The 12,879-nt window shown below is 37.4% G+C and carries 12 protein-coding genes and 1 pseudogene; 3 read left to right on the top strand and 10 right to left on the bottom strand.

All coding sequences use genetic code 11. The annotated features are described in order from the left end of the window. Positions 1-3 precede the first annotated feature (3 nt). From NITER_RS07660 to tig, 6 genes are read right to left on the bottom strand one after another with little or no spacing between them, the layout of a single operon-like run. On the bottom strand, positions 4-396 hold the full coding sequence (locus NITER_RS07660) for a bactofilin family protein (protein WP_084275115.1): 393 nt from the start codon (positions 394-396) through the stop codon (positions 4-6). Beyond that, positions 318-1,241, bottom strand: a complete 924-nt coding sequence (locus tag NITER_RS07665) for a peptidoglycan DD-metalloendopeptidase family protein (RefSeq protein ID WP_084275114.1) — start codon at positions 1,239-1,241, stop codon at positions 318-320. Before NITER_RS07665 ends, NITER_RS07660 begins: the two co-directional genes overlap by 79 nt. After that, positions 1,238-2,743 (bottom strand): YifB family Mg chelatase-like AAA ATPase, encoded by a 1,506-nt coding sequence (locus NITER_RS07670; RefSeq protein WP_197685351.1) that lies wholly within the window; start codon positions 2,741-2,743, stop codon positions 1,238-1,240. The genes NITER_RS07665 and NITER_RS07670 overlap by 4 nt, the downstream gene beginning before the upstream one ends. After that, positions 2,740-3,270: a peptide deformylase gene (def, locus tag NITER_RS07675; RefSeq protein WP_084275112.1), complete on the bottom strand. Its 531-nt coding sequence runs from the start codon at positions 3,268-3,270 to the stop codon at positions 2,740-2,742. Before def ends, NITER_RS07670 begins: the two co-directional genes overlap by 4 nt. Then, positions 3,267-3,857 carry an ATP-dependent Clp endopeptidase proteolytic subunit ClpP gene (clpP, locus tag NITER_RS07680; protein ID WP_084275111.1) on the bottom strand — a complete coding sequence of 197 codons (591 nt, stop codon included), beginning with the start codon at positions 3,855-3,857 and terminating at the stop codon, positions 3,267-3,269. Before clpP ends, def begins: the two co-directional genes overlap by 4 nt. After that, a complete protein-coding gene (tig, locus tag NITER_RS07685) occupies positions 3,854-5,167 on the bottom strand; it encodes a trigger factor (protein WP_084275110.1) in 1,314 nt (437 codons plus the stop codon). The genes clpP and tig overlap by 4 nt, the downstream gene beginning before the upstream one ends. An 80-nt stretch (positions 5,168-5,247) precedes the next feature. Here tig and folE point away from each other — a divergent pair, with 80 nt between their 5' ends. Next, positions 5,248-5,826, top strand: coding sequence for a GTP cyclohydrolase I FolE (gene folE / locus NITER_RS07690; RefSeq protein ID WP_084275109.1), 579 nt, complete (start codon positions 5,248-5,250; stop codon positions 5,824-5,826). A gap of 6 nt (positions 5,827-5,832) precedes the next feature. On the opposite strand, the gene NITER_RS07695 is transcribed toward folE, so the two are convergent. Then, positions 5,833-7,344 (bottom strand): LVIVD repeat-containing protein, encoded by a 1,512-nt coding sequence (locus NITER_RS07695; RefSeq protein ID WP_084275108.1) that lies wholly within the window; start codon positions 7,342-7,344, stop codon positions 5,833-5,835. Positions 7,345-7,576: 232 nt separating this feature from the next. Then, positions 7,577-9,835 (bottom strand): putative bifunctional diguanylate cyclase/phosphodiesterase, encoded by a 2,259-nt coding sequence (locus tag NITER_RS07700; protein ID WP_084275107.1) that lies wholly within the window; start codon positions 9,833-9,835, stop codon positions 7,577-7,579. A gap of 176 nt (positions 9,836-10,011) precedes the next feature. Between NITER_RS07700 and NITER_RS07705 the strand changes: the two are divergent. Next, a pseudogene (locus tag NITER_RS07705) lies at positions 10,012-10,233 on the top strand (NifU family protein); the annotation flags it as partial. Positions 10,234-10,352: 119 nt separating this feature from the next. Beyond that, the gene (locus tag NITER_RS07710; protein ID WP_084275105.1) at positions 10,353-11,093 is read left to right on the top strand and encodes an arginyltransferase; all 741 of its coding nucleotides are present in this window, start codon (positions 10,353-10,355) and stop codon (positions 11,091-11,093) included. On the opposite strand, the gene NITER_RS07715 is transcribed toward NITER_RS07710, so the two are convergent. Beyond that, entirely contained in the window at positions 11,090-11,329 is a 240-nt protein-coding gene (locus NITER_RS07715) for a hypothetical protein (protein WP_084275104.1), read from the bottom strand. The genes NITER_RS07710 and NITER_RS07715 overlap by 4 nt on opposite strands. A 35-nt stretch (positions 11,330-11,364) precedes the next feature. Next, complete coding sequence (locus tag NITER_RS07720) at positions 11,365-12,867, bottom strand: NAD(P)/FAD-dependent oxidoreductase (RefSeq protein WP_084275103.1); 1,503 nt, start codon at positions 12,865-12,867, stop codon at positions 11,365-11,367. Positions 12,868-12,879: the final 12 nt, after the last annotated feature.

Raw genomic sequence — 12,879 nt, forward strand, 5'->3', positions numbered from 1 at the left:
TGGCTACTTTTTGAGCTCGATTTTTTGCGGTTCTTGCAGCTTTTCCTCTTTTTGATGGCAGATGCCATTAAAAATTCCCATATTCTGAATAGTGATATTTTCTACGAACACTTCGCCAATAACTCTTCCACCACTCAAAATCTCTAAAGAGGCTGCTTCAATTTTTCCATTAGCAACCCCATTGACAACAACATCTACAGCTTTAATATCACCTTTAAATTTCCCAGTTTTTCCTATAGAGACTACAGCACTAGAAGAGATGGTTCCTTCCACATCACCATCTATATGGAGATTAGATTCGAGAATAATTTCTCCAACTATTTTTGTACTTTTGGAGATGAGTGTTGTCTCTTTTGAGAGAGCATCACTTTTACCGCTTTTGCCAAAGATTCCCATGGTACTCGCCTCTCTTTTTCAAATATAGTATCAAACTTTTCTACATTCCAACGTATAAATTGTAGCGGATTTAACGGCTTTTTGTTAAATCGCACTTCATAATGAAGATGCTGCCCCGTGGAGAGCCCTGTACTTCCCATATATCCAATAATATCGCCTTTATGGACAAAATCTCCCTTTTTAACAAGCCGTTTTTTCAGATGGGCATAAATAGTAGAAAATCCATCAATATGCGCTATTTTAATAATATTTCCATAGCCATATCTATTATAGGCTGCATCTGTGACAACTCCATCTGCAGTAGCATAAATTGGCACTTTCCCTTTTGCAGCAAGATCGATTCCTGGATGAAACTCTCTTTTTTTAAGAATTGGATGCCTACGCCAACCAAAACCTGCGGTAATTCTAAAATCTTTTACCGGTCTGCCTGAAGGAATGAGCTGTAAAATCTTTGTTTTATCTCTCATACTCAGGGCTTTCAAATCCACTTTTCCAAAAAACTCCTCATTAACAAGTCCCAACTGCTCTTCAAGATCGTTAATCTTCGAGCCTAGCTCTTCTAGATTATGTTTTTTATCTACTAATTCGAGATTAAGCTGTGCAATATTACTATTGAGTTTGACAATATCCTTTTGCAATCTCTTTTTATCTTTTATAAGAGTTACTTTTTCATTTTCAATTTTTACAATTTTGCTTTTAAGAAAATCAATATAAAAATATCCAGCAGTAATGATAGTTACAATTAAAAAGAGTAGTGCTGCAAGAATATATTTGATTATATGTCGTACATTATAGTGCTTGGTACCATTAACGGTAGTAATTGTAATTATATATCTATTTTTCATGTTCGTTTTCTAAAACTAAGAGCTTCAAGGATATCTTTTTTGCCAATAAATGGTCGCTCTTCAATATCTGCTATAGACCTTGCCACTTTCTTGATATTATTGATTGCACGAAAAGAGAGAGAAAAATTTTGAGCAGCTTTTTGTAAGAGAATTTCTGCATCCTCTTCAAGGAGGCAATAACGTTCCAAATCACCTTCATCCAATTTTGCATTAAACTTCTCTTGCCCTCTATTCTTTTGAAATATAAAAGCTTTTTTAACAATTTCATGCATCTGCTTCGATGTCATGGAGGAGGTATCTTTGGGATCTACCTCTTGCATCTGTACATAGATCTCGATGCGATCAAGAAGTGGTGCAGAGAGTCTGTTTCTATATCGCTGCAACTCTACATCACTGCACCTACACGAATGGTGCTTGCTAAACAGATTCCCACAAGGGCAAGGATTTTGTGCAGCTATAAACATAAACTCAGTAGGGTATTCAACTTTCATATTAACGCGCGAAATGAGGAGTTTTCCATCTTGCAAAGGCTCACGCAACGCTTCAAGCACAGATTTTGCAAAGTGGGGAAATTCATCAAAAAAGAGAACGCCCTTGTTGGCTAATGCGACCTCTCCGGGCTTGGCACCGCTACTTCCCCCACCAAATATACTAGCCTTTGTACTGCTGTGATGGGGAGAGCGCATGGGGCGCACAGGCTTAAAATCTGGCTCTTTTCCTTCTAAAGCCTCACTTTTTGCAACATCTAAAATCTCACTCATATGCATTGGTGGCAAGATGTAGCGCAGTCTCTTTGCAATCATACTCTTACCGCAGCCAGGACTCCCTTCTAGCAATATATTATGCATACCAACTGCTGCTATAAGAGCTGCTCTTTTAGCAATCTCTTGTCCTCGAACTTCGGCAAAGTCATATGGATATGCATCTATATAGTAGAATTTTTCTTGTTTATATTGTATATAAGGATAGTTATACTTTTCACTCTTTGCTGGCTGCAACTCTCCACTGCGAAGCATTGTAATTGCCTCTTGAAGTGAAGCAACTGGATAGAGGGTAAGATTTGGAATATTTATGAGTTTACTTACACTCTCTTGTGGCACAATAGCTTTGCAAGGTTTTTTTGATAAAGAGAGCAGAAGAGGAAAGAGTTGGAGAGTATCTTTGAGCCTTCCATCAAGTCCCAACTCTCCAAAAACATACATTTCATCAAGTGCAATTTTTTCTTTTTGCAATGCAACACTTAAAGCTATAGCAAGATCAAAATGGCTACCGCTCTTTTTAAGATCGCTAGGGGAGAGATTGATAGTAATTTTGAGGGGAGGAAATGTAAAATCATTAGCGAGGAGTGCAGCTTTGACTCTCTCTTTTGCTTCTTGTATAGAGTTACTCGCAAGCCCTACTATGCTAAATGATGGAAGTGCACGTGTGAAACTACTCTCTACTTCTACTCTTCTTGCCTCCACACCATCAAGTGTGGCGCAAAGAATCCTTTTCAAATCTATACCTTCACACCACTTTTTTTAGCAGTTCTCTTCTTCTTCCACTCCTTTTCAAACTTCTTTCTTTTTAGATAAGGGAGTTTTTCAATAAACAGGTGTCCATCAAGATGATCCATCTCATGCTGCACTGCAACTGCAAGGAGCCCATCAGTTTCAAGGCTCTTTTTGTTTCCAAATCTATCTTGATACTCTACCCTCACCCACTCAGCTCTTTCTACATCTTCATAATACTCTGGAACGCTCAAGCACCCTTCAGTATAGATTTGCGTTCCCTTACTCTCTATTATCACAGGATTGATGAGCTCAAGCAGATCTTCTTTGTGTTGCTTTCCCTCTTCATCAGGCAAATTAATTATGAGAGCACGCAAAGGTACCGCTACCTGTATAGCAGCAAGCCCTATGCCGTTTTTGGCTATCATCGTCTCATACATATCATCAAGAAGTTTATGGAGCTCACTATCAAAGCTCTCCACCTCATTTGAACGCATGAAAAGACGTCTATCGGGATATGTGATAATCTCTCTTATCATCGTGCACTTTTTTCCAAAACTTGATCTATTAGTCCATACTCTTTTGCTTCTTCGGAACTCATGAAAAAGTCTCGCTCTGTATCTTTAGCAATCTTTTTCACACTTTGCCCAGTATTTTGCGCTAAGATTTCATTGAGAATCTTTTTAAGGCGTAAAATCTCTTTTGCTTGGATCTCAATATCAGTAGCCTGTCCTTGGGCACCTCCAAGAGGCTGATGAATCATGATTCTTGCATGCGGCAGGGCATAGCGTTTACCTTTTGCACCAGAACTGAGCAAAAAGGCTCCCATGCTTGCAGCTTGTCCAATACAGATAGTTGCTACATCTGGTTTGATATAGTTCATAGTATCATAAATACTCATCCCACTTGTAATTACACCACCAGGAGAGTTGATATAGAGGTAAATATCTTTGTCTGGATCTTCTGCTTCCAAAAAGAGCAGCTGCGCAACAATAGATGAAGCTACAGCATCATTAATCTCTCCGCTGAGCATTATAATGCGGTCTTTGAGAAGCCGTGAATAGATATCGTAGCTTCTCTCACCGCGCCCTGTACGTTCTATGACGTAGGGAATGTAGTAACTCATGCAGCTTCCTCTTTTTTCATCTTTTTATTAAGAAGATGTGTCAATAGTCTATCTTCAATCATCGCCATCTTAATTGCTGGCAAAAGTCCTTGCTTTTGATATGCTTCAAGTATCTCTTTTGGATCGCGTCCCATCTGCAGCGCTTCATAGTAAATTGTCTGCACTACCTCTTGATCATCCACGCTTACACCCTCTTTTTTCGCCAAAGCATCCACTATAAAAGTAGCTTTTACACTCTTTTCAGCCTCAGGGCGCAACTCTTCACGGAGTGCTTCAACTTTTTCTTTGTTTTCACGCAGCTCTTTAATCTCCTCTTCATTCATAGAAGCAGCCTTATTATTGAGCTGTACATCAATTTCTTGGTCAACAATGTTGCGAGGCAAATCAAATGCATATTTCTCTACCAATGCTTCCATAAGCTTTGGTTTGAGCTCTTCATTATAGAGTTTTGAGAGTTTTTCACTTTTTATCTGCTTTTTAATCTCCTCTTTGAGTACCTCTACTGTGGCATCAGGATTTTGTGGGAGCATCTTTTTAGCAAGCTCATCATTAATTTCTACTGGCTCTTTCTCTTTAATAGTATGGAGAGTTACTTCAAATTTCGCTTTTTTCCCAGCAAGCTCTTTGTTGGGATAATCCTCTGGGAATGTAACTTCAATTGTTTTTGTCTCTCCCTTTTTCATTCCAATAACTTGCTCTTCAAATCCAGGAATAAATTGTCCACTGCCAAGGCGTAGCTCAAAGTTTTGGGCACTGCCTCCCTCAATTTCTGTTCCATCTTCCAAAGTACCTTTGAAATCGATAACAACCATATCGCCCTCTTTGGCCACTTTTCTTTTTGGGTTTTCTACAAACTGTGCCATTGCTTCTGCAAGCTCTTTGAGTCTTGTCTCAACCTCTTCATCAGTTACTTGGGGCTCTTCAAACTCTGGAACAAGCTCTTCATAGTTTTCAAGCGCAATTTCAGGCCTAAAACCGATCTCTAGCTCCATTTCGATAAATTCATCTTTCTTCTCAAACTTCGTAAATCGAGGCTCACCTAACATACTCTCTTTTGCAATTTCGAGATCTTCTAAAGCTTTATCAAGAGCTTCTCGAACTAGTTCAGCTTCAGCATCTTGCTCAATCTTCTCACCATATCTCTTCTTTACGATAGCAACTGGAACCTTTCCTTTTCTAAATCCTGGGATATCCATCGTTTTTGCTAGTTGATTCGCAATTTTATTTGATTTTTTCTCTATCTCTTCTTTTGCGATTTTTGCTTCTACTTTCGCATTAGCATTGTCAACTTTTGTAGCTTGTAGCTCCATCTATGTCCTTTTGAAAAAATTTTAACTCTTATTTTATCAAAATATTGTGATAAAATCTAAAAAACATTAACGGAGCAGGTATGGATCGTAAAGAGGAGTTTGTTAAAGCAGTCAAAACAATTTTAGAAATTATTGGCGAAGATCCCAAAAGAGAAGGCCTCCTAAAAACTCCAGAGCGGGTCTACAAAGCCTTTTTGCATCTTACCGAAGGCTATCACAAAGATCCCAAAGAGGTATTGGGTGAAGCTCTCTTTACCTCTACCAATGATGAGATGGTACTAGTACGCGATATTGAGTTTTACTCGTTATGCGAGCACCACCTTTTGCCAATCATTGGACGTGCACATGTAGCATATATTCCAGATGGTAAAGTGGTGGGTCTATCAAAAATTCCTCGCATGGTCAATGTTTATGCAAGAAGACTTCAGATCCAAGAGCAGATGACAGAGCAGATAGCCGATGCACTTATGGAGACAGTCAAGCCTAAAGGTGTCGGCGTAGTAGTTCAAGCACGTCATATGTGTATGGAGATGCGAGGCGTTGAAAAAATATGTTCAACCACTGTAAGCTCTGCTTTACGTGGTATTTTCAAAGAAAACATCAAAACTCGCGAGGAATTTTTTAGCCTTATCAATGCTCCGCAAAATAGGAGATTTTAAAATCTCCTATTTTACATTACCAAAGATTATCTTCTGTGTTCCGCCTTCCAAAGAGATATCAACAAAACATTTTTTAATCTGCCTCCACTTAAAATATCCCAATCTATCCATACCATCAAGTTTTGCAACTAGTGAGAGTGACGATGTAGCATAAATCCAGTCATATGCTCCACTACCATAGTGGTAGAAGTAACCGTGAGGATAAATACTTGTATTGGAAAAGGATTTGATATATCCAGGAGCCATTTTATTTAGTACGTTACCAAAATTTATTTCTACTTCATGCTCTCCTGTTCCAGAAAACTGAATATTTTCTCTTTTTATTTCAACAGAAGTGAAATAGTTTTTAAGATTGTCACTCCACTTTAGATATCCTTGTGCATCCATGCCTTCAAGTTTCACAACCGTATTACCTGTAGCAGTCACAAAGAGCCAATCAAATGCTCCTTCTCCAAAGTGGTAAAAGTAGCCAGCAACTGGAAAGGAGTGGTTTTGTAAACTATAAATAAATCCATAGGTACTGCATATAGAGGGACGTACATATTTATAAATAAATAGATCACCATTACCAAGAACATAGAGATAATCACCTTCAGCGATAATTTTCGTCACCAATACTCCAGGTAAATCTATCTTTGCAAGAGATGTAGGGTGATGAATGTTAGTAACATTAAGCTCAATTACTCCTATATTATCCACTCCAACAAAAAGACTCTCACCACTTTTGGTCAAACTTCTCACACCATCTAAAAATTTGTATTGTGCCTCTTTTTTTGTTGTATAGCCAATAGCTCTTGTCCTGTTTTCCATGGAATAAACCGATACCTCGCCATCATTGCTTGCTATAAACGTATAGTCTCCATCAACGACCGTATCCATAGCAGCGGAGGCAGACAAAGAAGCTACTTCAAGAAGTTTGTTTTGTGCAAATTTATAAACAATTACTCCGTGATTAAATTCAGTGACATAAATAAAATCTCCATTTCCAGTAATTGTAGATATAGATCCATTTGGGATACTCTTTTTATCAACTTGTATATAATTGCAGTTACCATTCCAGCATACATGACCAATGGCTGCGAAAGTGCCAGTAGCAGTGTTGATAAAGAGATAGCCATTGTTCTCCCAAACATTTTGCACATCGAAATTTTGCTGTGAAGAGCTATAATTACCTCTTTGTTGCACTTGTGAGACATTTGCAATATCAAGCACATAGACTCCATTTTCTCTTCCAGCGAGATAGAGCTTGTTTTTCTCTGCATAGAGTCCTCGCCCTTTCCATTGATATGTATCGACGATAATTGGATTCCTTTTGTCATGTACATTTACTACCGTTAATCCTACAGAATCGGAAGAAAGGAAAAGAGTATCACCCTTTTTTACCATAGTGTTATAAAGACCAGGAATTGAAGAGAGCTTTTGATAATGAGACACATAGGTATACTCAGAACTATAGGTAAAATCGTAAGCATACACCATCCCATACACAAGGAGAATAATCGAATAGATACGCCACATGATAGATCCTTTGAAAGTGCCTTATGTAAAACACAAGGTGAGATACTCTACGCCTTTTTGCGGATGTAGAGAGACAGAATATGGAAGCCTATATTTTTATTGTATACCGAATAATTCAAAATAAACTTAAAAATGAGATTTTCAAATATTTCAATAAGTAAATGTAGTAATCTTTGCACTTCGCGGTGTTTTCAATGAAAACATTAAAACCAGTAAAAAGTTTTTTGTCTTATTAATGCACCACAGAACCAGAGGTTTGAAGTAACTCTATGAAAGAATCTTCTGGCATCGGTTTTGCTAAATAGTATCCTTGAAAAAAATCTACTCCAATTTTTTGGAGTTCTTCAAACTGCTCTTTAGTTTCTACACCCTCAGCAATAGTTTTGAGTCCAAGACTTTTGGCCATATTGACAATTGTTGCAACGATTACATAATCGTTTTTATCCTTAAACAGATCCTGTACAAAACTGCGATCAATTTTCAAAAAATCTACTGGCAATCGCTTAAGATACTGCAAAGAGGAGTATCCTGTCCCAAAATCATCGATACTCACTGCTACAGCAAGTTCTTTTTTGATGCGTGTTATGAGATCAATCGCTTTATTTACATCCTGTATAAGCACCTGCTCCGTGATCTCCAAATCAAGCCAACATATCAACTCCTTATCAAAATATGATGATAAAAATGTCTCAAACTGCTCACTATATATATCCCTGCCACTAATATTGACTGCAATACGCACTTTCTTAGGTAACTTTTGAATAAGCTGTTTAGCTAGATAAAGTACCTCTTCAGTGAGCTGCGTCATCATTCCAAACTCCTCAACAACTGGAAAAAAATCACCAGGGTAGAGGAGACCTTTTTGTGGATGCTGCCATCGCAATAGGGCTTCTGCTCCTACAATACTCTTATTATGGTCAAATTGTGGTTGAATATGTAATATAAACTCATGGTTTTGTAGTGCATACTCAAGATCTTCTTTCATTGTATAGAGATTATCAATCTGCTTTTTCATTGCCTCATCAAATATCTGAATAGAGTTTTTATGCGTACGCTTGATTTTGTACATAGCGCTATCTGCAAATTTGATCATCTCAAAAGCATCCTGGCTACTCTCATCAATCAAAGCTATACCTATACTGACACTTGTTTGGATAGTATGATCCTCTATCACAACAGGTTTACTAATTGCTTCTGCTAATCTATTAGCTACTTTCATACCTTCAATCAACGCTCTGTTTTTATCTTGAGACACTTCAAACAGCAAAATAGCAAATTCGTCTCCCCCCATTCTTGCTGCAATATCTACATCTCGTATAACACGGCTAATTCTCTTGGCAATTTTTTGTAAAAAGAGATCGCCAATATTGTGTCCCAAAGAGTCGTTAATCTCTTTAAAATCATCAATATCCATATAGATTAAAACACTGTATATTTTGTATCTTTTAACTTTTTTAATTGCTAAATCGATGCTCTCAAACAAAACACTTCTTTTAGCAAGTCCGGTAAGTTCATCATAATAAGCCAAATGCTCGATTCTCTCTTGATAGTCTTTAAGCTCAGTAAGATCTATTACTACACCAAGACCTTCTATAATCTCTCCCCCTACTTCAATATAGGTAGTATAAAGCTCTATGAAATACTCCTTTGAAGAGAGTGTAGAGTGATAGCGTCCCCTATAATTACCATTCTGTTTCATAAAAGGTTTTTTGAGAGCGGGCAAGATTCGTTTATCTCGTAATTGATTCATATCCAACCCAATAAGTTTCTCTTTGGATACTTGCAATATTTTTGCAAAAAAGTCGTTGCAATATGTCAACTTCAATCTTCTGTCATAAAAAAAGAGGCCAATGGGAATATTATTGAAAAGATAAAAAAAGCGTTGCGATTGGACACTAAGATCTTTTTGTTTTTGCTCATACCCTTTTTGCAATTGTACCAAGTCAACAAACATCTTATACGTTTGCAACGAAAGATGAAGAATAAATCCAAGATATAAAAAGAGTATCACTCCCATCATAATATAAAAATCTTGACCCAAAAATAGAAGCCTTATGGCTACCGGTACAATCAATACTATTTCATAAAAGATTAAAATTCTTTTTGAAAAAAGGAGACTCGAAATCGCCCCTGCACTAATTCCTGCAATAATAAAAATATAAAAAATCAAATCATGGAGATTTTGTGATGAAATAAAAAAAGCGGCAAAAGAGAAACCAATTGCATGTAAAAGAGCCAATGCAAAAAATAGATTAAAATAGAGACGGATATCTGGGTTTTTCTCTTTGCTATACCTATAATTGAGATAAACTCTTGCACATGCTACAAGTAAAATGTACCCTAACCATACAAAAACAGTACTGTTTTGCTCATGAAAATATATTGGATATGTTAATGCAAAAGCTAAAATTATTAAACTTAAAAGTGATATTTTTGCTCGCTCGAAAAGATTATCAAGTTGCTGCTTGGAAATATCTTCCTTCCAAAACATCTCTCGGCTCCTCTATAAAATAGAAGTATATCATAGACTAACTTGCTTTATTTGATTTATTTTAAGGTTATCAGAATATAATTAGGATAAAATTTATCTTATTTAGGAGCGGGTTTATGGAAAACCAAACAGTAAATTTTCAAGAGTTACCATTTGAAGAGAAGTGGAACGCTATAGAAAAAACTATAGATGAAGGAATTCGTCAATTTCTTGTAATGGATGGAGGAAATCTTGAGATCATAGATATCAAAGAAAATGGTGATTTTATTGATGTATATATTCGCTATATGGGTGCATGTGTGGGATGTGCAAGTGCTACAACAGGTACACTTTTTGGCATAGAGCACACTTTAAGAGAGCGACTCAATTATCAAAATATCCGGGTTTTACCTATATAATTTTCTATCACTAAACATTTATAGACTATCTGAGTACGCGTCTATTCCTATTACAGTTTTGTATAGAAACTTTTATCACATTGCTATAGTATAATACTTCTAAAAAAGTAAGAGATTTGATGAAAAAATTTGAGGATCTTTTCTCTGTGGATTTTTGCACACTCGATTATGAATGTGCATATCTGCCCGATAAAACAACGAGGATGTACTATCGATATATTCCAAACGCTACAAAAGAGCTCGCAAGTGAGCTTATAAAAAGAGGGTGGCGTAGATTTGGCAACTCCTATTTTCATCCAATTTGCAAAGGGTGTAATGAATGCAAAAATATCCGTATAGATGCATTCAACTTCAAACCAAGTCGCTCGCAAAAACGTGCCATTAAAAAGAATCACAATACCAATATCTATATTCAAAAACCATCGCTTACATACGAGCACGTAGAGCTCTATAATCGCTACCATAAATTTAAAGAGCAAAAGAGTGGATGGAAATACAATGAAATAGATCTGCAAACATATTATGAAGAGTTTGTCGTAGGAGCTCACGATTTTGGCAAAGAGGTACTCTATTTTGTAGATAATAGACTCATTGCAGTAGATTTAATCGATATTTTGAATGATGGAATTAGCTCAATCTACTTCTTCTATGATCCTGCCTATGAAAAACTCTCTTTGGGGATCTATTCTCTTCTTATTCAGATAAATCTCGCACGCAATCTAGGCTTACAGTGGATCTATCTTGGGTATTGGGTAAATGGATGCCCATCCTTTGCATACAAAAAGAGTTTCAAACCATACCAACTACTTGATGGCTTTCCACCACTTGAAATAGCACCTCACTGGGAAGAGAGAGATTAAAAGCGCCTTTTGGCACTAAATCTTCGTACCAGATGGATAAATACTCTCACAATCAAAATTATGATATAAACAAAAAATGTAAAGATAAGAGGATGTAACATGCCAAAAGGAGATGTTGGTAGGGCTTTGAGATGCTCTAAAGGATGGTCTATCCATGCTTTATAGTGCATCCAAATAGCCAAAAAAATGAGCAAAAAGAGATAAATAGCTATTTCTCGTACCACAAGCTTTTTCATTCTGCTCCTCTGGCAAGCGAAGCAAAAAGCCTCGCTTACATCAATCCTCTCATCATGAGATGCCAGTACATAGGTTTAAGCATATAGAGGTCAAACGCCCACCAGATCCATCGTGGCTTAGCAGGATCGAGGAACGGGAATGATGGTGCAGGAGAGCTGCCGTAATTAAATTCAGCAAGCATAATTTTTCCATATTGGGTTTTTAGAGGACAGACTGTATATCCATCAAATTTTGCTTTCGGTTCTTTACCTTCCATAACAGCTACAAGGTTTTCTTGTACGATTGGACCATGATGTCTTGCACTTCCACCAGTTTTTCCTTTAGGAATACCAAGCACATCACCGATACCAAAAACATTTTTATATTTCATATGCTGCAATGTATAGCGATCAGCTTGCATCCAGCCTTTTGCAGAGCCTTTTTGCCATGCAAGCGGAGAGTTTCTAAACTCATTCGCAGCTGTCATCGGCGGTACAATATGGATAAAATCGTATGGCATCTCTACCATCTCTTCTTTTGTTATATATTCATAATCTTCAAGATCAGGATCCCATTCCCCTTTTACTTGATAAATATGATGGAAAGTTGCTACTTTTTTAGCAGTATCTATTTTTACAAGATTGTGATTCCACTTGTTGGTAATGTTGCCATACATTGGCTGCACTTCATTTGTAAGAGTAGCGTTGTACTCTTTGATACCAAAAAGTTTGCTACCTTTACCTTTTGTAAAATAGAATTTTGCATTCATATGCACATCTTTACCACCAACAGGTCCATTTCCACGCAAAAAGTCATCGCTTAAGTAAAGGATTTTCTGTGGTGCACCACCACACTTAATTGGAGTTGCAGGTTGCGTACAGATAACATTGATTGGGTTGTTTTGTGAAGCTTTTTCGGCAGCAGCGCGCATCTGCTTAAACCACTCCCAAGTTATCTCTCCACCTTTGACACTTCCTGTCTCAGGATTGTTGAGATAGACACTTGCTACGCCGTTTTTACCAAGCATATCTTTGGTAAGCCCCTCTATTTGCTCATACTGATACGATATACCAACGCCAACTACCAAGAAGTCATATTTTATTTTGCCATTTTTTGCAGTGATTACTTGATTATTGTCTGGATCAAACTCCATTACTTTATCTTTAATCCACTCTACACCACTTGGCATGAGATCTGCATTGGGTTTTTTAATCTCATCTGCAGTGTAGAGCCCAGCTGCCATAAAAACTTGTCCTGGCTGATAGAGGTGTATCTCGTTAGGAGCAATAATAGTAATTTTTGCATTGCTTGCAGCTCTGCGTAGTCTCGCAGCTGCCATAATTCCACCTGCACCTCCACCAACGATAACAATATGTGCTTTTGCATTAGAAGTTTTTGTTGGCTCCTGGGCATGAGCAGTGCCGCCTCCTACAAAAACTCCGGCAGTTCCTAGACCCATGAGTTTGAGTGCATCACGTCTTGAAAGTCCTTCACTTTTGAGCGTCTCTTCAATCACTTCTTGCACTTCTTTGAGTCTTTTTATATCTTCTGGCTTCATACTCTCTCCTCT

Origin of the sequence: Nitratiruptor tergarcus DSM 16512 (genome assembly GCF_027946175.1) — a bacterium.
In the GTDB taxonomy this organism is placed as follows: Bacteria; Campylobacterota; Campylobacteria; order Campylobacterales; family Nitratiruptoraceae; genus Nitratiruptor; species Nitratiruptor tergarcus.